19 protein-coding genes are annotated in these 22,211 nt (G+C 41.0%); 11 read left to right on the forward strand and 8 right to left on the reverse strand.

Features of this window, described 5'->3' with window-relative positions; translation table 11 throughout:
- The first annotated feature begins 169 nt into the window (after nt 1–169).
- From L0P88_RS19910 to L0P88_RS19930, 5 genes are all read left to right on the forward strand, one after another.
- Nucleotides 170–733 (forward strand): DUF6515 family protein, encoded by a 564-nt coding sequence (locus L0P88_RS19910; protein WP_247131642.1) that lies wholly within the window; start codon nt 170–172, stop codon nt 731–733.
- Nucleotides 734–755: 22 nt separating this feature from the next.
- Complete coding sequence (locus L0P88_RS19915) at nt 756–1,364, forward strand: hypothetical protein (RefSeq protein WP_247131643.1); 609 nt, start codon at nt 756–758, stop codon at nt 1,362–1,364.
- A gap of 113 nt (nt 1,365–1,477) precedes the next feature.
- Nucleotides 1,478–2,485 (forward strand): sensor histidine kinase, encoded by a 1,008-nt coding sequence (locus L0P88_RS19920; RefSeq protein WP_247131644.1) that lies wholly within the window; start codon nt 1,478–1,480, stop codon nt 2,483–2,485.
- Complete coding sequence (locus L0P88_RS19925; protein WP_247131645.1) at nt 2,482–3,237, forward strand: LytR/AlgR family response regulator transcription factor; 756 nt, start codon at nt 2,482–2,484, stop codon at nt 3,235–3,237. Before L0P88_RS19920 ends, L0P88_RS19925 begins: the two co-directional genes overlap by 4 nt.
- A 12-nt stretch (nt 3,238–3,249) precedes the next feature.
- On the forward strand, nt 3,250–4,275 hold the full coding sequence (locus L0P88_RS19930) for a S1C family serine protease (protein ID WP_247131646.1): 1,026 nt from the start codon (nt 3,250–3,252) through the stop codon (nt 4,273–4,275).
- A gap of 114 nt (nt 4,276–4,389) precedes the next feature.
- Here L0P88_RS19930 and L0P88_RS19935 read toward each other — a convergent pair whose 3' ends face one another.
- The gene (locus L0P88_RS19935) at nt 4,390–5,376 is read right to left on the reverse strand and encodes an IS110 family transposase (RefSeq protein WP_247130984.1); all 987 of its coding nucleotides are present in this window, start codon (nt 5,374–5,376) and stop codon (nt 4,390–4,392) included.
- A gap of 730 nt (nt 5,377–6,106) precedes the next feature.
- Between L0P88_RS19935 and L0P88_RS19940 the strand changes: the two genes are divergently transcribed.
- A complete protein-coding gene (locus L0P88_RS19940) occupies nt 6,107–6,379 on the forward strand; it encodes a hypothetical protein (protein WP_247131647.1) in 273 nt (90 codons plus the stop codon).
- Between the two features lie 160 nt (nt 6,380–6,539).
- The gene (locus L0P88_RS19945) at nt 6,540–7,445 is read left to right on the forward strand and encodes a DUF6268 family outer membrane beta-barrel protein (RefSeq protein ID WP_247131648.1); all 906 of its coding nucleotides are present in this window, start codon (nt 6,540–6,542) and stop codon (nt 7,443–7,445) included.
- A gap of 312 nt (nt 7,446–7,757) precedes the next feature.
- Here the strand turns inward: L0P88_RS19945 and L0P88_RS19950 are convergent, their stop codons facing one another.
- The 4 genes from L0P88_RS19950 to L0P88_RS19965 form a co-directional block, all read right to left on the reverse strand.
- Nucleotides 7,758–7,982, reverse strand: coding sequence for a hypothetical protein (locus L0P88_RS19950; protein ID WP_247131649.1), 225 nt, complete (start codon nt 7,980–7,982; stop codon nt 7,758–7,760).
- 269 nt (nt 7,983–8,251) lie between these two features.
- Nucleotides 8,252–8,611, reverse strand: a complete 360-nt coding sequence (locus tag L0P88_RS19955; RefSeq protein ID WP_247131650.1) for a hypothetical protein — start codon at nt 8,609–8,611, stop codon at nt 8,252–8,254.
- 295 nt (nt 8,612–8,906) lie between these two features.
- Entirely contained in the window at nt 8,907–9,785 is an 879-nt protein-coding gene (locus L0P88_RS19960) for an alpha/beta hydrolase family protein (protein WP_247131651.1), read from the reverse strand.
- A 679-nt stretch (nt 9,786–10,464) separates the two neighbouring features.
- Nucleotides 10,465–11,916: a TlpA family protein disulfide reductase gene (locus tag L0P88_RS19965; RefSeq protein WP_247131652.1), complete on the reverse strand. Its 1,452-nt coding sequence runs from the start codon at nt 11,914–11,916 to the stop codon at nt 10,465–10,467.
- Nucleotides 11,917–12,469: 553 nt separating this feature from the next.
- On the opposite strand from L0P88_RS19965, the gene L0P88_RS19970 reads away from it, so the two are divergent.
- On the forward strand, nt 12,470–12,991 hold the full coding sequence (locus L0P88_RS19970) for a hypothetical protein (RefSeq protein WP_247131653.1): 522 nt from the start codon (nt 12,470–12,472) through the stop codon (nt 12,989–12,991).
- 156 nt (nt 12,992–13,147) lie between these two features.
- On the opposite strand, the gene L0P88_RS19975 is transcribed toward L0P88_RS19970, so the two are convergent.
- The 3 genes from L0P88_RS19975 to L0P88_RS19985 all read right to left on the reverse strand — a co-directional run bounded on the left by L0P88_RS19975 (nt 13,148) and on the right by L0P88_RS19985 (nt 17,980).
- The gene (locus tag L0P88_RS19975) at nt 13,148–14,077 is read right to left on the reverse strand and encodes a type IX secretion system membrane protein PorP/SprF (RefSeq protein WP_247131654.1); all 930 of its coding nucleotides are present in this window, start codon (nt 14,075–14,077) and stop codon (nt 13,148–13,150) included.
- Between the two features lie 1,036 nt (nt 14,078–15,113).
- Complete coding sequence (locus L0P88_RS19980; protein ID WP_247131655.1) at nt 15,114–17,534, reverse strand: S8 family peptidase; 2,421 nt, start codon at nt 17,532–17,534, stop codon at nt 15,114–15,116.
- A gap of 23 nt (nt 17,535–17,557) precedes the next feature.
- Nucleotides 17,558–17,980: a hypothetical protein gene (locus L0P88_RS19985; RefSeq protein ID WP_247131656.1), complete on the reverse strand. Its 423-nt coding sequence runs from the start codon at nt 17,978–17,980 to the stop codon at nt 17,558–17,560.
- A gap of 861 nt (nt 17,981–18,841) precedes the next feature.
- Between L0P88_RS19985 and L0P88_RS19990 the strand changes: the two genes are divergently transcribed.
- The 3 genes from L0P88_RS19990 to L0P88_RS20000 all read left to right on the forward strand — a co-directional run bounded on the left by L0P88_RS19990 (nt 18,842) and on the right by L0P88_RS20000 (nt 22,179).
- The gene (locus tag L0P88_RS19990) at nt 18,842–19,711 is read left to right on the forward strand and encodes an AraC family transcriptional regulator (RefSeq protein ID WP_247131657.1); all 870 of its coding nucleotides are present in this window, start codon (nt 18,842–18,844) and stop codon (nt 19,709–19,711) included.
- Nucleotides 19,712–19,985: 274 nt separating this feature from the next.
- Nucleotides 19,986–21,071 carry a hypothetical protein gene (locus L0P88_RS19995; protein ID WP_247131658.1) on the forward strand — a complete coding sequence of 362 codons (1,086 nt, stop codon included), beginning with the start codon at nt 19,986–19,988 and terminating at the stop codon, nt 21,069–21,071.
- On the forward strand, nt 21,058–22,179 hold the full coding sequence (locus tag L0P88_RS20000) for an alpha,alpha-trehalase (RefSeq protein WP_247131659.1): 1,122 nt from the start codon (nt 21,058–21,060) through the stop codon (nt 22,177–22,179). The genes L0P88_RS19995 and L0P88_RS20000 overlap by 14 nt, the downstream gene beginning before the upstream one ends.
- Nucleotides 22,180–22,211: the final 32 nt, after the last annotated feature.

A 22,211-nucleotide genomic window follows, 5' to 3' on the forward strand; every position in this document is an offset into this window, starting at 1 on the left:
GGATAATAACTTAAGAAATACATATTGCTTCCATAACCGACTTAAGAATTTTGTTCCATCCAATATTAAGACCGGTTCACTTGCAACTTTGGACACTTCATTTGGATAATGCGCAGTGACTGCCTGGGCAAACCTAGTTTTGTGGGTATAATTACAACGAAAATTTATAATGAAAACAAAACGGATTTTTACTATTTTAAGCTTGTTGGGAGCGTTGTTTTTTACAGGAAACGGCAATGCCCAGAGGGTTATCGTACGAACGCCCTACAATACCGTTCTGCGAACTGGTCCCAGAGTGGTCTATACGCGTCCCGTTCCCAGTTTTACAGTGGTTAGGACTTTGCCTCCCAGGGCAGTTGTGGTTACCCACGGTGGACTTAGCTATCATTACTATGGGGGCTTGTACTACCGATATTATAATGGAGCTTATGTAATCGTAAATCCGCCCATAGGTATCACCGTCACAACACTTCCGGAGGGTTATGCGGAAGTCGTGGTAGGGACTGATGTGTATTATTATCACCAAGGGAATTTTTATGTTAGGAACGGTGGGCATTACAAAATTGTCCAACCACCGTTGAATGCCATAGTGTATGATCTCCCCAAGGAAGCCGAAAAAGTTAAGATTGATGGTGAAACCTATTACCAGTACAGCGAAACACTTTACAAAAAAATCAAGACCGTAGGGGGTAAGGGTTATAAAGTGGTTGGTAAAATAGAAAATGAAGCATAATAAAACAGATATGACTTATCAAATGAAAACACTAAAAAACATAACGGTAATTATCTTAATGGTATTCAGCACAGTTATAACAGCGCAACAAAATGAAGTGCAGGACGAGTTCGAGCAGTATTATACAAAATTGAACTTGACCGAGGAACAAAAAATGTCTTACCGTGAAATCACCAAGCAATATGAGGAACAGTATAGGTTTATTAAGGAAAGTGGGTTATCAAAAACGGAAAAAGTAAAGGAAATCCAAAAACTTAAGTTACAAAAGGATTCCGAGATGGAAGGACTGTTGACCAATGAGCAATTTAAGGAATACAAGTCCTTAAATACTGAGCTACGCAAAACGTCAAAGGGAAATTATTCCGAGGAATTTTCGAAGTACCTGGATCGTTTGGATCTTTCCCAGGACCAGGAACCAAAGTTCATTGAGATATCAATCCGCTATCGAGAACAGTTCGAGACCCTCAGGAACAGTTCAAAATCCAGATTGGGAAAATACCGCGCATTTACGGAGATACAAAAAAACAAAAACGGTGAAATGAAGTCACTGCTGTCTCCGAACCAATATGAAGTATATTTAAATGTACAAAAGGAGGTACAGAAAAAAATGATGGAGAATAGGAACAAATAAGTCAAAAACAATGGATGTGTCCTAGCGAGGAGATTATTATGTGGGATTGGAAAAGGAAAATGTAAGGTATACCTGTACCATGACCAAAACCCCCTGATCAAAGGTTTGATATTATGAAGAATACAAGACTTATACTGGTAGTTTCCATTATTTTTTCACTTTTGGTGAATGTCCCTAGGATAGTATTTCTTTTTGATGATGGGTATTCCGTGGCGAGCAGCTTATTGGAGGTATCGCTAAAAGACACCATCTTCAGGTTTCTATCGATCTTTGGTTTTTGTTTTGTGCTATTGAAGCTTAATATTGATTGGAACCGGAAATGGTTTAGGAAGAAGGAATTCTTGAAATCAAGTATGGCAAGCATTGTAATCCTTATCTTTTGGACCAGTATTTTCAACTATTTTGATGTCATTATCAATTCGAATGCATCATCTACCCTGACATCAAACCTGAATATCTTTGTGTATTTTTTGGTGATGTTAGTGCTTTTGGTGGTAAGTAGGATGATCGTACTCCGTAATCAATCCAAAAAAGATGCAGTTGAAAAAGAAAGGCTCAAGCAACAAAGCCTAGAGAGTGAACTGGCAGCCCTAAGGAACCAGATCAATCCCCATTTTTTGTTCAATTCATTAAACTCCCTGAGTTTCCTGGTACGGAAAGATAAAAAGGCAGCAGTCGAGTTCATAGGCAAACTTTCTTTTCTCTACCGCTATATCCTACAGAGCAAAGATCAGGAACTTATCACAATTAAAAAGGAACTCAAGTTTTTGGAAAGTTATATCTTTTTGATTTCCCAACGCTATCATGAAAACTTCAGTGCCAAGATAGCGATTGATCCATTGCTCCATCAAAACAAGATTCCCACCTTGGCACTTCAGCTTTTGGTGGAAAATGCGGTCAAGCATAATGAAATATCCACGGACAACCCTCTGGGCGTGAATATTTTTAATGAAGGAACCTGGATAGTTGTAAAGAACAAGCTGCAACCAAGGACGGGAAACATAGAGAGTACAAATACTGGATTGAGCAACCTGAACACAAGGTTTCGATTATATATGGACAAGGATATTGCCATCACAAAAGAAGACGGTTGTTTTACCGTAAAAATACCGACGCAATGAAAGTTTTGATTATTGAAGACGAAAAGGCAGCTGTGGAAAATCTAAGATACCTGTTGTCTGAAATTGAAGATTCAATCCAAATTGAAGGGATTGTTGATTCGGTTAAGGATGCGATACGATTCTTTGAAAAAGGACCTTCAATAGAATTGGTTTTTATGGACATCCATTTGGCAGATGGCATCTCCTTTGAAATATTCAAAAAAGTGAAAGTTGATGTTCCCATTATTTTTACTACGGCCTATGATGAATATGCCATACAAGCCTTTAAGGTAAAAAGCATTGATTATCTGCTAAAACCCATAGACGGGGACGAACTCAGGGAAGCCGTCCATAAGTTCAAGCAAACCCAGGAAATTTATCGTCCAAGAGGGGAATTCCAGGAACTGCTAAAGTTCCTAAAAACGGAAAAAAAATCATATAAAACGGCCTATTTGGTGCAGCAACGTGATACATTGATTCCTTTGTCCGTCAAGGAAATAGCCTATTTTGTGGTTGACACGGGACTGGTAAAGGCCGTCACTTTTCTTAACAAGGGGTATTTGTTGGATAGGAAGCTCGAGGATATTGAATCCGAGATAGATCCAGACCGGTTTTTTCGGGTCAACAGGCAGTATATTGTTCAGCGCAGTGCAATCCAGAACCTCCAATTGTATTTCAACGGAAAACTAATCTTGAACATTGATCCAAGACCAGAGGAAAAGATAGTGGTAAGTAAAGCTAAGGCTCCCAAATTAAAATTGTGGATGAACTAATTCGACTAGGTCATGAAACAAGTTGTTGCGTTTTTGATTTTACTGGGTATGGCTTTTTCGGCCAACGCACAAGACATCGCCTCACTTTATAGAAATGTAAATCCGTCCGTGGTGACCATAAATACTGAAACACGGGTGGTTACCCAAGATTACCGGATGGCAACGGATGATGGCATAGGTTCTGGGGTTTTAATTTCCAATGACGGCAACATTCTTACTGCAGCCCATGTTGTAAATGATGCTGAAAAAATAAAGGTCAAGTTTCTCAATGGGGAAGAAATCCCGGCCAAGGCCGTAAGGTCTGCTTCTGTAGCCGATTTAGCCCTCATCAAGCTTGCATGGATGCCAAAGGAATATTCGGTTGCGAGGCTAGGAGATTCCGATGAAGTTTCCATCGGGGAACAAATAATTATTGTTGGAGCGCCCTATGGGTTGGAACATTCGTTGTCGGTAGGCCATATCAGTGGGAGGGAAGAACAGAAGACCAGAACCTCCGGTTTTACCATTAGCGAGTTTTTCCAGACGGATGCATCCATAAACCAGGGGAATTCTGGGGGACCAATGTTCAATATGGATGGAGAGGTCATAGGAATTTCCAGTTATATCATCACGGAAACAGGAGGTTTTCAAGGCATTGGATTTGCAGCCACTTCCAATGTGGCCAAGATGATGGTCGTGGACGGTAAAAGAAGGTGGACCGGGATAAATGGCTATTTGCTCGATAAGAAACAGGCCTGGTTGTTGAACGTTCCTATTGAAGGAGGGCTTTTAGTAGAATCCATAGTGCGTTTCTCACCGGCCGACTTTGCAGGCCTTAAAGGTGGATTTGAACGGATTTCCATTGATGGAAAAGATTTGGTCATTGGTGGGGATGTCATAGTTGCCGTAAACAATTTCACCTTGACCAGAAAATCTTTTGAAGAACTTATTGAACTCTGGGAAACTTCACCTGAAGGCCGGCATGAGCGAAAATCCTTCGAACTAAAAGTACTTCGGGGCGGCCAAATTGAAACCGTTTCCCTTGATTTCAAGGAATAAAAGCATGGTTTGACGTGAGTTTCTATGTTAAGAAAATTACGTCATTTTGAGTGTTTTTGCGCTGGCAAAAATGTATCGAAAAACCTGCCTGTATTCTAAGGTTTATCCAAATTTTCAAGCTGCATATTTTGCTAAATTTACATATGGCTTGTCCCGCTTGACCACGGCAAAAGTTCGGCTTACTATTTTATTACGTATCACATTGATTGTTGACATTTTGGATTTACCGGCTTTCAACCTCCGCTGGTAATACATTTTTATCTCTGGATCATGCTGTAATGCGGTAGCTGCTGCTTGTGATAGCAAGGTTTTTATTGTTCGGTTTCCCAAGGTACTTATCCTGGTTTTGCCTTTTATACTCGTTCCTGATTGATGCTCAAAAGGCGCAATTCCGGCATAACAAGCAAATTGTCTCCAGGTTTTAAACGCTTTAAAGTTATCGGTTGCGGTGATTAGTGTTACCGCCAGGATTAAACCGACTCCCTTGATAGAGGTGATATGCTTAAAGGTTCGAGTGATTTCTTGATTTTGTTGGATCTGAGTTCTTATAAGTTTTTCGATCTGAAGGATTTCCTTGGTCAAAAATTGTATGATCTGTTGCGCAGAAACAAGTATGGGATCATCCGGGGATACCTGCAGCACTTTTTTTTGCTCGGTGATTTGGTTGAGGTGGGCTGTTCTTTGCCGTACAAGTTTAGCACGGTAAGTTAATAAGTTCTTCAGCTTTAATAATGATGTGGCCGGAAGTTGATAGGGGGTCAACTCCTTTTCGAACAAAAAGGCATAACGCGCAATAGCTTGTGCATCGACCTTGTCATTCTTTCCACGTTTAATACCCAGAGACCGCTTGAGTTCCAACCCAGAGATCACAAAATAGGTAAACTGATTTTGTTGCATAAATTCACAAAGTTTTAAGCTATAGATACCCGTGTGCTCAAAACAAAATACAGGTTCAGTTTCTTTCAATTGTCTTTTCGCCCAGGCTAATAATTTAGAGAACCCAGTGAGGGTATTATCAAATACTTTGTGCGCTTTGCCATGATAGAGGTATACATCGAGGGTACTTTTTGAAACGTCAATACCGATAAATTCTTTTTTCATTGTACATTTGAATTAGGTTAATGATTGCCAGGGGACTAAGACTCTTAATAGACCTTGATATCTAAAATTCCAACTGGTTCCGGGCAGTCTAAAAGTTAAGGATGGGACTAATACAGGCAATGGATCTTATCTAGCCGGCAAGAAAGTTCACCCATCCTTTTCTTTTTTAAGATACTTCGATTTAATAATACAAACCTAAGAGCCGGCAAGGTAGGCAAGTAATTTTCTCGCAAAATCCTATTCGATACAATTATTCTCATTTCATTACAAAAAACCACTCAATTTGACGGATTTTGGTTGATAAAAAATGATGTCGAGAAACTCACGTTGGTCAAAAGAACTCAATATTCAATTGCTATTGCGAGTTCTGAAAAAGGATTCTAAAAAATACCTGTCCTTTTTCTGGTTCATTGCCTTTTTGATTACAAGTAAAGGGAGTCTTCAACAAAATTCCACTACCAAATGTGAAACCAAAAGGGAAAGAAAGGGAACCGGATTTTGTTCGGAATGGTAGAATGCACATCCCTGTTAAAAAGCTAATGTAGCCGTAATGAACTCTTTTCAAGTGGGTTGGGAGATCATAGCAGATGGTTCAAAACTTTTTAGACTTCTGCTAGTGGAACTTTAGGGTGTTTTATGTTTGAATTTGGTTGCTTCATTTCACTTTTGGGCACGTCCCTTTTAATAGCTTTTAATTTTGGTCAAAATCACAAAACATACATGAACCATCATGAGTACTATCAAGAATAACTTAGAACATGCGAGTACTGAAATTTCAAGTACAATACACCTCCTTTTATTTCAAACGGACATCACGTCCAGGAAAAAAGTACGGTACTTAAAACCTTTGCTGAATAAGCACTCTGATATTTTGGGGTGGTCCATTGACCTTGAAGATAGTGACAAAGTACTTAGAATAGAAGCAAAAACAAACCTAACGGAAGCCGATATTATGGGTATCGTTAAAGATCGCGGATTCCATATCGAAGTTTTGGAAGACTAAAAGACCAAAAAACTAAAAACCGATTAGACAAAGAAACAACTTAGATAAAGTTGATGTCAATGATGTTGTAACAAACTCTTTATCAGAATTCTAAATCCTTTTTGGACATTTTAAACTTCCCACAACCCTTACCGACAATTCAATATTCAATTTTTGATTTATGAAATATTTACTTTTCACATTTTTAGTTTTTCAAGGCCAATTGTTTTCCCAACAGCTTAATAATCTATTTGAAGCAACATATACCTTCTCGCCCAATTCGGCTGATTTTGATTATCAAAAATCAGGGATAACGTTAAACTACCCACAAAAACTGGGTAAAGGCTTTTTGATGAACTCCATACAGTTTGCCCATCATAATTTGGATTACAATGAAGATTATAGCTTTGAACTTTCTGATATAAAGGAATTTTATGAAATTGGCTATGCCATTCTTTACTCCCATCCTTTGAAAAAAAGATGGCGGCTTACCGCACGTTTCAATCCACAGCTTATATCAAATCTTCAGGGCAGCTTGTCCAGGAACGATGTGCTCCTCAACGGCAACCTTATTGCCACTAAAAGATGGGGTACCTTGGAAAAGGGGAGCAGTTTTGGTTTTGGATTGATTTATGCTCCTATTTCCGGACGTCAGGGGCTTTTGCCTTATTTACGTTTCAACCAAATGCTCAACGAACGATATTCATATGCAATAGGCTTTCCAAATACGTACTTTAGGTACAGCCCGAATTTGAAGAACAATTTTGAATTGGGATTAAAAATTTATGGACTCAATGCCAACTTATCCGGTAACAACTCTCCTGAATTCAATGGGATACAAACACAAAAGGTACAGTTTGTAAACTTCAATGCAAATTTTAGCTATAGTCGATTTTTTGCTGAAGCATGGAAAATAAATCTCAATGCAGGGTATTCGTTATTTAACCGATATGTTTTAGCCGATTCCAACCAGGATGAGGTTTATGACTTCGATATTGGCAACAGACCATTTGTTTCCGTTGGGATTTCGTACGACCTACAGCGTGCAAAAAGAAAAAAAAGCGGAAAAGCAGACAATAAAAACTGAGCCATTTTGAATTTTTGTAGTGGATATTAAATGAGTATTGTCAAACTAATAATGACCTCAATTTTAGGCAGGTAAGCTTTACAATTATACTTGAATTTGGTTGCTTCACTTCATTTTTTTGCGTACCCCTTCCAGTAGCATCCAATTTCCGTCTGAATCATAAAACATACATGAGCGACCCGGCTCTGCGGCGGTCGTACTGCTGGTCCTTATTCGGGAAACAAAAAAAGCCTTTGGAAACTATGCAAAGGCTTTTTAGGGATAGATTGAAATGTATCCCTGATGTAGCGACTGAAGCGGTGAACTCCTTGGTTAGAACAATATTTCCCCTTCCAATTCAATGTATTCAATTTCATCCAAGGATAAGTTCCTGTTTTCCTCTATTTGGAACAATTCATCAAAATTGATGATGAATTCAGGCTCGGGAATTTCATCAATAATTTCGAGGTTGACTTCCTGGTTGTTTCCCATTATCATAATGGAACATGTGGTGATTCCCAAGATAAAAATGATAAAAATAGTGTTCAATGTTTTCATGATCTCTGTTTGCTTATTAGATGTTATGGGGCAAAACTAGGTTGGAAGCTTACTCCAGTTTTCGCTTTTTTAAACGAGACGGCCATAAACAAAAATGAAATAACCCAATGGACCAATGAAACATTTTGTAGCTGTGCAAATCTTTTGGAAGCTGGGTTCCTGATTCGAGATGAACTTAAAAGAACACCCAAATCTTTATTCGGTGGCTAAGTATCTACGAAATCTAACCGTTTAATGTTGAACCTCCCTTAATAGGAACAACAAAAAAGCTATTCCCTGCGCGCAAGGATTTTTCCTTCAAGGTCTACCAGTATTTTGACATCTTCCGTGGTCTCCATATGTACAACATCGTCCGGCATATCGGTCGTGCGATAGGAGATGGTATAGGCTCCCTCTTCCGTGGACCAGCCAAAATCCGTAATTACAACGAGTTGGTAATTGTGGTACTGGTGAAACCGTCCCAGATATACATCATTAAATATCCATTCTTGACGGATATATCCATTTTCCTCGTTCCTGGCCTCATTGCTCCAAATCCCAAGAATCGGATCGTTGTTTTCGGGAATCTTTGAGCAGTTATTGGCAGTAACCAAGAAAATAATGGCCCATAAGTATAAACGCTTTTTCAATGTGTAGCGGTATGGTATCCGTAGTAGGACATTCCTTAAGTTACCTATGCAGGATAGTAGTCGCAAAGACGACTGCATAAGTGGTGAAGTAGTGGAATAAATGGGCTTTTTTAAGGGGCAATAGATTGAATTACAAACCAATATGACCCTATGGCGCACTTTCGACTTTAACTTGAAGGGCATTGGCTTGAATTGACACAATAGGGTGGCATCTGCGAAATCCAAGCCTTTTCCTTGGGAGTTGGGCTTAGGGTTGCCCTACAGGGTATGCATCCTGGTTAAGACGGGGTACCCTTTATTTAACTGTATTGTTTTTTACAAATGAAATAACGTCTTGTTCATACTTTTTCAAGGCCGCTTTATCGGCTCCCTGATATGCGGTGAAGGCTATGGTATCACCCCTTCTCACCGTTACTTTTTCCAAAGGTCCTTCGAATAGTAAGTGCCCTGCATTTTCATAAAAAACAAACGTGATCGGACGTTCCTTTTCCTGAAGGGATTTTACCCATTGCGCAATGGATATTGGTGAAGAAGGATACGTTCGTTCCCATACATAGTCCGTTGGCGACTTTCCCGCCCAGGTATCCAAAGCTCCAAAGGGAATGATTGTGGGAATATCATAATCCCCCAGGGTATATCCGGTGGCTGCCGGAGCCTCGGAAATTATACCACGAACTGTAGTGTTTTGTAATGCACTTCCCGCATACAGTACAGTACGACCCCCATTGGAAGCCCCATACAGGAAGATGTTTTTGGTATCCCATCGGCCACTTTTTTCGGCATGGGCAACCGCGCCCTGGAATACCCCCCAGATAAGCTGTTGTTTCCCCATGTTGGTTACCCTTCGGGTGACAAAATTCCAGTCCAACCCATTCATTTCATAGGCATCAAATGATATGGTGGCAAATCCGTTCCTTCGGAATAGGTCAATACGGGCCCGATCGTCCTCCCTGAAACCTGCCCCTCCGTGGGCATACACGATAACAGGTGGTTTTTCTATGGTATCCGGAACCCAAATGTCAACGGATTTATGCTTGGGATCAAACTCAGCAAATGGTCCAATCGTGGTGTACCACCCTTTTGAACCAATTTCTTTAAGTCCGGCAGTTTTGGATACAACTTTACAGGAAACTACAGCAAATAGGAGCAAGAGGATTACAAACAGTCTTTTCATAGTGGCGGAATTTTGGTTTGTACCCAAAAGACTGATGGAATTGCCCCATGTTGCAAAAAAGATAAAGCTCAAGAAAATGATTGCCAGGCGTAAACTAGGTCCGCTCCGCTTTTAGTTGAAGTTTTACGTCTTTTTCCACGTATTGGGATGGTGAGGATGCCCATAACAAACCGCATGATAACCCTCAACGAATAGTGAATGATGATTGACGAATTACGAATTACGAATAGTGAATAACGAATAACGAATAACGAATCACGAGTAGCGAATTGCGAATTGCGAATGACGAATCACGAATGGCGAATCACGAATAGCGAATGACGAATCACGAACAGCGAATCACGAACAGCGAATGACGAATCACGAATAGCGAACAGCGAACAGCGAACAGCGAATCACGAATGACGAATCACGAATAGCGAATGACGAATCACGAATAGCGAATGACGAATCACGAATAGCGAACAGCGAATAACGAATGGCGAATCCCGAATGATGAATTACGAATGACGAGCGAATAACGAGTAGTGAATAACGAATCACGAATGATGAATCACGAATGATGAATTACGAATGATGAATCCCTCTCAACCAACAACCAACAACCATCAACCAACAACCAACAACCATCAACCATCAACCATCAACCATCAACCATCAACCAACAACCACCAACCCATCACTCCTCCCGCTTTGTCCGATCCTTATTGATAACCTCGGCAATTTGATGGACTTGCAGATTTTTGGCAATAATGGTCCGATCCGGATCCAGCACGTAGATTTCGGGGGTAATATCGACATAGTATTTTCCATAGATGGACCTATTGGTAGGGTCAAATACATTGATCCAGGGCATACCACTTTTGGCGACATAGTCCCGCCATTCGGCATCATCGGTATCAATGGCAATACCGAATACATCCACTCCCCGACCCTTCCATTCCTCATAAAATGTTATCAATTTGGGTGTTTCTTCTATGCAATGATCACAGGTTGGATTGTACATGAACACAATGATATAAGGCGCTTTGAGTTCCAAAATCGACCTTGTTTTCCCGTTTACATCCGTTGACACCACATTGGGTCCTTTTTTACCCACTAAACTGGCCGCCATTTCCCCAGCGCGCCTTTGCAAAGCGTCTATTAAGGTGGAGTCTGACCAAAATGCGCGATCATGGGTGAAATAGTTTTGGATCATATTCACATAAACGGCCTCTGAATCCATCAATGTGGTCTTGGAAGGTTCGTAGTTTAGGGTAATCCAATTCGCAAAGAACTTGAAATATTCAGGATACTTCAACACTTTTCCCACCAGGTGATTGGCGGTCTTATTGATCGAATCCGCATGTTGGGGGGTCAACCGTGTCATATACCTTTTCAATTTATTGGCAATCACTGGGGTATACAAGAGGCGCTCATCACTAAAATCGACATTGTCCCAGAATTGGGTCCGAAAACGATGGACTTTAGTGGCGTTGTCCAAAGTGCCGTCCAAACGACGGATATCCGTCACGATTGGATTTTGTCCCGCTCTTTTGAATTTGGTAAAGAACGTGTTTGGGTTCCTGGAAAATATGTCGTCCAGATACGTCTGACGCTCCTGTTGGATTTTTTCCTGTTGCGTTTTTAAATAGGCATAATTTAAATCGGTTTCTTCTATAGCCTTCAAACGACTTGTAATGGGCTGGATTTTTCTTTGATGGCCCATTTCATATTTTAGGGTTTCATAAAGCAGTTCATTGTCCAGACTGCCCTCTACAACCATGGCCTTCACCAAATCATTGGCTTGGGTTTTCATACTAAAGGTCTGGTCTTTGTCCACTAACAGTTGCAAGGTGCTATCATTGTCAAAATAAGCCATATAAAACCCTGGCTTATATGGGGTGTCGTTTTGAAAAACCACTTTCCCGTTGGCATCCATGCCGGTAGAGTCTACCCGATATTGGGAATCGGCAAAAAAACCGATCAAATAAACTGGACCGGCCCCAAAACCATCTACCTGGATACTGATGTTGGGATTCTCCAGATGGGCACTTGTCTTTGGGGAAGCAGTGTTTTTGGGTTCTCCTGTCCGGGAACCACAGGCGAGAACCATTAAAATCAACAACACGAATGAAAAAAGGTATTTCATGGGAATGGGTTTTAATTGGAATGAAAGTTTTTTAGAACAAGGAGGTAGTCAATAATCAATATTCGCTTCTAATCTTGGGAGTTTAAAACTGAATTCATGCTATGTATGATCAACTAATCCGACAAACGTCACCAAATCTCTGTACAGATAAAAAATATTAGTAATAAGTGGGCGTATGTAGAAATAAGTGGGAATTCAGCAAGTTTCAACCAGGAATCTACGGGACATGATTTCGTACTGTAGATGACCATGTTCCCTTGCCCTGGATTTCAATCCTTGGTGTTTTATATTCAGGAAGGCTTTTGTGCCTGTTATTTACGAACGGTCCCATTTATTACACCACGCTTGTTGCGATTGGACATTTTACTTTTTTTCGTTAGGATAGGGTCAGACTATGGAAAAAGAAGAGGATGCCATCCGATGCATTTAAAGTTTGTGCATATGCTATGGAAGTCCGTAGGGGCATTAATGCAATGGCGAGGTTCCAGTATTCCCTATACGGTTTACTGAAATTTTAATTCAACATTCATTAATAACATACCCCTACAACATCATGAAAAATATACACCTTGTCGTACTCCCACTTCTTTTTCTTTTTACTTCCTGTAGCGAAGACGCCGAAGCCCCAACAAGTAATCCAATCCTGATTTTCAATCGGGCCGATGTGAAGGTGAACGAACTCTCCAGAGATCAAATGTTCAATGCATTGATGAATTATGAGATCGGTTATTACGACACGGTATTCGAAAAGCCCAAGAACCTTCGCGCTTTTAAGCTAAGGGATGTCCTGGAACTGGGATACGCCATTAATCTGGATACCATCGAGAACTCAACTTTCACCTTTTTGGCATTGGATGGATTTCAAGATTCTGCCACCAGTGTCCAGGCCAATGAACCCGGGGGTTATATTGCTTTTGAGGATTTGGATGTGGCGGGATCGGACAACTGGGAACCTGTTGCCACGGAAAACAACAATGACCCTGCGCCTTTTTATGTTGTTTGGATCAATGAAGACCAAACCCCAGAAGACGGCTATCCCTGGCCGTATCAATTGTATGCCATTGACAAGAACTGACCGGAAAGGACGATTCTTTTCCTGCTCTAAAGCAGAAGGCCGCTCGGGAGTGGTCGCCAAAGTCGGGCAGGGATTGTGTTGTTGGGCAACCTAATGTGCTAAGCTATAAGTTGCTCAGGACATCGGGATTCCTAACGCGAATACATTTGGGAGCCATCAAAAACGGGTAAACAATTTCCCGCCCCTTTTCAATATATTTTCATAGCGCAAGGTGATTTGAAAAATACCATCATTGGCGGCCAGGCCTTCGGTCCTTAAACTGGTTTGATTGCCATAGCCAAGGCTTATCATGACGGCGTCCAAGATCTGAAAATTGGCAAACACCCCATAGTGGTCATCCCATCGATATACCACATTGAGTCCAAACTTGTCTTGAAATAAAAAGTTGGTGGAAATATCAATATCGGTGCTTTCCTCATTTTGAATACGGGTATAAAACATGGGCATAAAAGAGATATCGTTGCTCAATAGAAAAACATACCCGGTGTTAAATAAGATGGGGAGTTGTCGGGTATCGACCTGGAGCTCGGAAATATCGTAATGTACGGTATTTAAAAAGCTGGGGACGGAAAGGCCTACAAAGAACCAGTCATCACTATATACGGCACCTGCCCCAATGTTGAATACGAACCTATTGACCAAGCTATTGTAAAAATCCTGCAAAGGTTGGGAATTGGATTCAGGAAAACGATGGTCCAATAAATTGCCCCTGACTTTTATCCCGAATGACAAGTTCGATTTTTCGTTCAGTTTAAGATCATAAGCGGTGGCAAGATCAAAGTACGTATGTTGCATATCATCATACTCATCATTTATGATGGAAAACCCGAACGCCATGTTCTTTCTTTTGGAGGGCAAACTGAACATGGCAGATTCCCTTTTGTAGTGGTTAAAGTCCCGAAGTAGCTCAGAGCGGTAATTAATGGTAAAATTGGGTGTTCCTTCCATCCCCGTCATTCCGGGATTTACCGTAAAAGAGTTGTACATGTACTGCGAGTATTCAATCCGTTCCGCCTCATTGTATTGTTGTGCATTTCCCAGGATTGCGTAACTAAAAATGAAAATGAGTGTGATTTTGGGTTTCATGGGGCTAAAATTAGTTTTAAAATGCATGGCTTATGAATTGGGAGATACCATATTGTCCGATGTTCCCGTAATCCTTGAATCACATGGGTCCTAAAAAAAGCGTTCAACTCAAGTGTAAAATCCTAATGGTACAAAAGGGGAGGGCAGGGAAACTGTGGCCTAAGGGAATTGCACTTTCCTTAATCATCGTACGCTCTTCATGAGCCGTTAAATTAATTCGGGTCCCACCAAAAAGCCAATATAAATTGCATAATTGGTAGTATATGGGAACAATAGGGCGTTTAGAAGCGTGGGAGCTTTAATTACTGCCGTTGTAGATAGAGGTGCAATTGTCAGGCCTGCTAGGGAGCGGTGGATAGTTACTTAAGGTTTTCAATGGGCCTATTGGCCATCCCATGCTTTTTATGGGATGTAATGCATAGTTCACATAAACGATCGTAAACAAAAAAGAGGGCTTCCGCCCCCTTTTTTCTAATTCATTACATTAACCTTAGGAAAACCGTATTAATTTCAGTGCGGTATGCCTTCGGTGGTTTTTCCAGCTTTCGTGACGGGCCAATACCCTATCCATGATCGCGTTGTTCCTATGAATTCGCTTCTTTGTATTTTTCATGATTACTTTCCCTATCTATTTGTTATACTTGGTGCAAAAAGCACCCCGATTTACATGTGCTTTTAGACGTAAAAACCCCCGAAGCATTACATTATTGGGATAAGTTTAACGCTCCCTGTGAATATTGAATCCAACTGTCGATTATCGAACACAAGGCTATCCAAAATGATTTGATGTTTAGTGTCTTGGGTAAAGCCTAAATAACTAATCAAGAAAGGAAAAATCGCTAATATTTTATTCGACTTTCCCATTAATTCATATTGGTTTTAATTTAATGGGATTGATAACTATTGGATGTGCTTCAACATTAAAAAAAACTCAGGTTTACAGGTCTTTATATTGCTCTTTTTGGTGTTCAAACGGCTACCAACATAGTCATAAAAAAATGACCATATCTTTTCAAAACGAGTGAACATGATATGTTTACTCAATGACCACCTGATGGGTCTCGTTTTCTTTCCTACCCACAATCTTTAAGAAATACATTCCCTTTCTCAAGAGGGATACGTCCATTTTGCTTTCCAAATTGGACATTGTCGTTCGGGTTTGTACAGGCTGGCCACTGAAGTCGAATAGGGTCAGTGTAATTTCATCGGGACCGTCAAGAAGTTCGGATTCCGAGGACATTTTTTCTAACAATGGAGTTATATTGATTGCGGATGATGCAGGATTTGGCGAAACGGAAAACAAAAACTCTCCACCACCTTGGCTACAATCGATATATTCAACTTCATAGCCAGCCCATGTACTTGACCCACAAGGATTCGTAGACCTCACCTGGAATTCATAGAATCCTGTTGGTGGAATATAGGTTATGGTTCCCGTATTGAATTGTCCTGTAGGAGAGGTGTAGACCACGTTTAGGTTCGGATACCTCCGAAGCCTATATTGATAGGTCGTATTGGGCCTATTGGGATAAATTCGATAGGTATTGCCATAATGGCTTGTGCAAAAATAATCCTGACCGTCATAACCATTGGAAAAGTCTATGCTATTTATAGGAGTTATTTCAACTTTGACAACTTTTGTGACCGTTACCGTTCTATCACCAACTATTTGTGCACTAATGGTGGCCTGTCCAGTAAAACTGCCACTTCTGGTAAAAGTAGTGGCCTGTCCGTTTGTCGAAAACGTTCCGGCATTAGAGGGGCTGACCGACCAGCTAACTGTTACCCCATTGCCCGGTTCCGGACTGATGGAAAAACTTGTGGAAGGACAAAAACCGTTTGCACCATTGATGCTAAAACTTGCCTTCTGCAAGGCTGCTTCGGCATTTATAAGGCCATAGCCCATCTCATGGTCCCATATACCATTTTGTCTTCCACTTGTTGTGGTATAAGTATATCCCCCAACTTTTTGTGCCGTACTCTCAATAATGTTGTTGACCTCTGAAAAATCAATATCAGGGTTCACGGAAAGTATCAATGCGGCCAATCCGGCTACATGGGGCGCAGCGGCAGATGTGCCCGTGAAAGTTTGATTATAGTTCCCTGCTACACCCGTCGCGGTGTTATACCCATCACTTCCTTGTTCATCGGTAGTAGGGATCAATACACCTGGGGCCATAACATCCAATGTTGAGCCAAAACTGGACCCCCAATAATTTTCGCCATCACATGAATTTGGATTTTTCCTTTCCCCACAAGGGCTCATCGCACCGACCGTTAAAATATCGTTGTTCGAGTTTGCAGGGTAATTGACACTCCCATTATCATTACCTGCGCCGAAAACCACAACGCAACCCCTGCCACCCCTTCCATTGGTGAATGCATTGGTAATGGCATCGTCAATGACTGGATATCGTACAGGAGATCCCCAAGAGTTATTGATCACGTCCGCACCATTGTTAACGGCAAAATTGATGCCATCGGCCCTTCGCATACGGCTGGCTGGCGATGGACTCAACCGATTACTTATAGACATGATCTGACAATCCGGGGCGATACCCGTGACACCTATGGTGTTATCGTTCGCACCAATTATTCCAGCAACGGCAGTACCATGAGCTCCCCGTACTAAACTGGGAGAGGTCGAGGTTGTCGTATCAAAGCTTATGGGGTGCATGTTTGGTAGATCAGGATGGTTCATTTCAACACCCTCATCAAGAACGGCAACGGTAATACCGGCATCTCCCGTAGAAATCTGTCTGGCCCCACAATAGTTGATGTCAAAAAATCCGTTGCCACCATGTTGCCCAGTATTGAGCAACCCCCACTGATTATTGAATGATGGATCATTGGTACATAGCCAGCCATCATCGGTCATCAAATCGGGCTGTGATGCGGAAAACTTACCACTTTCATAAAATAGGTTCGCCATTTCAAGTGCATTTCCCTTTGAATCCTTGGAACACGAAAGAGTGACCCACAATGGCATATAAACGTTAGTCCCAATCAGCCTTACACCATATTTCTCCGCCATTTCTTGAAGGAGCTTTATATCCTTCGATTCCTTTAGTTTTACATAGAAAAGGTGTGATAGACCAGCTTCAATACCGTCCTCGGTAAAAAAGAACGGGGAAGTGTATGTAATTTCGCGATTTTTTTGAATTCCGGTTGGAGCGGAACCTTCCATAAAGCACCAGTTCGTGAACTTGCCAACCGTTATGTCCTCGTTGATGTTGGTCGAAGCATCCAACGTACCAAAACGTACAATCTTTGAGGATTCAATCCCCAAAGAACTGGCCATTTGCTGTTGACCTGAATTACTCAAAAATGTTAAATAGTGCTTTCCCGTATTAATCTTTAAAGGTATTTTTTGATTCTTATACCAGTAGTAATGTTCCTGGGAATAGTTGAAAAGGAAACAAAATAAAAGTATGAGCGTGCAGTTTAGTTTTTTCATAAGATTTTGGTTTTTTTATAAGGTTATTGTTTTATTAATACGATATCTTTAAATCCGGTAGTGCTGAGCGCATCAGTGACAATGAACTGTGATAGCTCCAGCGTATCCTTCGATCTAAAATTTACATTGACCAAGTTCGTTACTCTTTCGTCCCCTACGTTCCAATGCCTTGTTACCCTGATCGAAGAAGTGTTTACGATGGTAAAGGACATCCGTAAAGTATCGTGGGGTTTAAGGTTCCACAAAATTGTCCTATCGCTCTGGAATCTGATCGTTGAACAAGATTCGCAAGGTGATAGTTCTCCCCATAGACCGACAAGGTCATTCAGCATTTCCTGTGAGTTTTGCTTTGAATCATTGGAACACCCCACATTGGAGGGGATAATGGACAATAGGCAAACGAAGGTTGTAACAAGTCCCATTTTAAAAGTGGCTTTAGTTTTCATGGTATAGTAGATTTAAAAAATTAGAGAACAATTCATTTTTTGTTTTTCATAATCTTGATTTTGTCTTTTTTATTTAATGTTTTCCATTCGTCGTTTCCGGTTCTCAACTATGAATGTCTGCATAGCCACTAAAGTTGTTTGGAGTACGAACCCAAGCAACTTTTACCTTATAAATAGGGATGTGGGTAGGGTGTAGGGTGTAGGGTGGTAGTATATACTAACATTCACAACGCTTTTGGAGCAAGCTGTTGCACAACCTCGCTCATTGCGTTCTTTTTCATAACACCATTAAGGTAAATTGGATTGCCCTAAAAGCCAATACACATTGCATAATTGGTATCATGCGGGAATAGCGGGATGTTTTAAGTAGAAAGAGCTGTAATTATACTACGACAAAATGCTTTTTACCTAGTATCCGGTTTGGGAAAAACGCCTTAAAAAAAGGTGAAAGGCAAAACGATACCTCAAAGGTAGCAGTAGGGCACCCAGAGGCTTTTTTTAATATGTAACTAATGCTTTTGGATAGGTAACATTGTGGAAGTGGAGCCACCAAAAGCACTCGGGACCAGGCGTTAAAAACCCTCAAGGCCATGAATCCGAAAAGGCATTTCTTAGTGTATTGATTCTTTAGTACGTTTTACCACAGGATACGAATTGATATTCATTTGTTGGTAAACCTTCTCCCTTGCCACACTTTTTGAATGAATATTAACATTGAAATGAAGTTTTGATTATTTTAGTCTTGGTTGGGCAGTACAAAGGAATCCAGGTTCTTTTAGGATTCATGACACTAAATAAATCCACTGCCCAATGGAACGGCGCTAGGTTGTCCTGGCATTATCCGGGTTAAAAAAATCTTGAATGAAGGCATCTTATTACAAAATTATATTCGATGAAGAAACACCATTTCGATGCACCTATATAGATCTTCCTGTTTTTGATCATCCGTGGCATTTTCATCCTGAACTGGAGTTGACCTTGATTCTTGAAAGCGAGGGAATTCGATATATAGGAGACCACACCTCCAGCTTTAAAGCAGGGGATTTGGTACTGGTAGGCCCAAATTTGCCACATTTATGGTTGAACGATAAAAAGAGTTTGGAAGATACCGTAGGAAGAAGCCGCAGGATCACACTTCAATTTCCTGAGGATTTTATGAATAGGATATTTAAGGATGCCATAGAATTACAGCCCTTGGCCCAACTTTTCAAGGTAGCCGAAAGAGGAATCTCCTTTTCTGCAGAAACCAGTAGTCAAATTTTCCCGCTATTATTGGACATTAACAAAAAGAGGGGACTGCCCAAATGGGCCGCTGTGTTCAATCTTTTATCACAACTTACCGAGGCTGATGATTACAGACTTTTGGCAAGCCCTGGCTATCTGCCAAAGTTCACCAACAGGGACTGCAACCTTATGAACCAAATATTCCGGCACATCAGGAATAACATTGAAAATAAGATCACGCTTCAGGAAATGGCGGATATGGCCTGCCTGACGAAACCTTCCTTCTGTCGCTTTTTCAAACAGAAAACGTCCAAATCATTTTTTGCCTTTTTGAATGAATATAGGGTAAACAACACTAAAAGAATGTTGTTGGATGACAAGCATCTCCCGATAGGCTTGATTGCCCAGAAATCTGGATTTCCCAGCGTTCAGCATTTCAATTCAAAATTCAAGGAACTGAATAATGGATTGACCCCCTCCCAATACAAGAAAGTAAATGGGCTTTGAAAATCCTTTAACTTTTCAAGCCTATTCTTTCATTGCGTGGTTTTATCGAAAACGGACCACAAAGCCCAGGTCTTGCAAAAACCATCAGCTTTTACAATAAGCAAATAGTTAATATTCATTCATAATTGGAAAACACGGTATAAAATCCATACCTATCTGAAGACTAGTTTTATGCCCAGGTTGAGTTACTGATCACACTTCAAACACTTTAAACTTCGGAGCCTTACCGTTTTGGACCGGGCTGATTGATTTTATATAACCAATTCAAGATGAAATGAATACAAAAACATTCTTTTTCCTGTTTCTGTTCACAGTTGTTTTTATCAATAGGAAATCCATTGCACAACAAGAATATACACCCGCCGATCCTGAATACTATGCTATGGACAGGGAGGATATTTCGTTTGATGACGAGCAAATGCTCTTGTTCAACCACAGAGGGTTTGTATCCCCTAGACAGTATAGCCTAACACAGTTTGCCAATGTGTGGTTTTTACCTATTGGGGCACCTCGATATGAATTTAACATAAACTTTTTTGATAAAGGCACCGGTCGTTTAATAGAGGACGATGTGCCGACCAAATGGAAATCTTGGATAGACGATGGCAAAAGTTTTGATCCACTGGGCTCCAATTTCAGACCCAATTCCCCATCAATAGTGGTGACCCAGGATGAAAGATGGCAACCAAATCAATATGAAAGAACGGCCACGTTCCATAAGGAATATGACAAAAAGTGGATCAGCTTTTCTGTAAAGAGTTGGACGAACGTGTCTTACGATGCTAATGAGGTCTTCATGAAACTTACCCTTACCAACCGTAATTCCAAGGATTTGGAGATGACGCTTATCCCGAATCAGGTAGCTGGGATATTGGAACGCTATACCAAGAAAGGGGTAGTGGAAGGCTCCAACAAAGCTGAGGTCATTGATGCATTTACCATAGGAAGCGAAATGGCCCATGTACGCGTATCGTCCTCAATAGAAAAGATAAGTGACAAAGGGTTTGAAATCGCGATACCCCCAAACGAAACAGCAACTTATTATTTTGCCGTAAAGTTTTATAGTCCACAAGATGAAGCTCCAGCCATAACCCAATCGGACATCCCGGATAGAATGCAAAAAGCAGATGAAAAGACACGGGACATGCTGTCTTGGGCCTATGGGAAGCTTCCAAAATTTTCAAGCTCCAACAAGCAATTGGAGCAGTACTATTATCGCTGCATGTTGTCCGTTCTAATGAGCCGTTATGAGAATCCAAGTTATATTTCGGACGTGTTTTGGGCGGTAGGTACATGGCCCTATACCATAAGTTGGGATACCTCCTATACCTCGGACCTTATAGCTATTGTTGGACCCTGAAAGCCTAAAAGATGCCATTCTAACAAATTTTGAACAGGTACAATTAAAAAAGACCTATGTCGGTTGGAATGGTGCCCATTGGGACATACTCTATATACAGGAGCCCTTTGCACTTCAGCTTATGATCGAAGCTTACCTTAGGCATACGGGCGACCATTCCATTTTTGATCAAAAAGCGGCCGGTTCATCGGTTTGGGAATGGATGCAACGATGGGTGGATGAACTTCAGGATACCTACACCAACGACCTGGGTTTAATTGATGTGGGCTACAATACGGAAAAAATCATTGAGATTAGAACGGATGGGTATAACCATGCAGTCCCCATTACCAATACATTGACGGTCGATTTGTTGTATACTATGTCCGATTGGGCCGCGCTACGAAATGAAAAAAAGTTGAAGCAAACTTATTACAAAGATGCAGAAAAGCTTCAAGGACAGGTAGATAAGTACTTGTGGAATGAAACTTTAGGGTGGTTTGACAACTACTATCCAGACGGTACAAAAGGTACCATTTGGACGTATCATTTGTTTGATCTTTTGGGAACGGATTTTCTTCCCGATCATCAGGCTTATAAGTTGGTAAGCCATTTACAGGAAGGGGAGTTTTTGGGCAAATATGGTGTGTACTCCATTGCACGTAGGGATACCGTACATTGGGACCTAATAGATTCGGATTGGGGTGGGGGAGGCCAGTATGCGGGTATGCCGGGACGTATTTCACGTAATTTGTACCAGAGGGGGTTTGCCGGAAAAGGCTGGGATGTATTAAAACGTAATATCAGGTATATCGATCACTTTCCATACCTGCCGCAGAATCCACGTATTGATACCCCGGAGCAAGATCGCTCGTCGATGCCATTACAAATTTCAGCAGGTGCTGGATGGGAGGCCATTGTTTTTGGAACTTTTGGGGTGAAAATTGAAGCAAACCAACTGACCATAAAGCCTTTTAACCACGAAGATATTGGGGAAGCCCAATTACGAAATATTGTTTGGCAAGGTAGGAACTTTGGTATCAAGCTCACTCGAAAAACCTTCTCGGTTTATGAAGACAACACGCTCTTGACCACAAAGTTTTACGGGGAATCCGTAACCATAGACTAAATCATAACCAAGAAAACCCGAATCAACAACCG

Source organism: Muricauda sp. SCSIO 64092, from assembly GCF_023016285.1.
Lineage (GTDB): Bacteria > Bacteroidota > Bacteroidia > Flavobacteriales > Flavobacteriaceae > Croceivirga.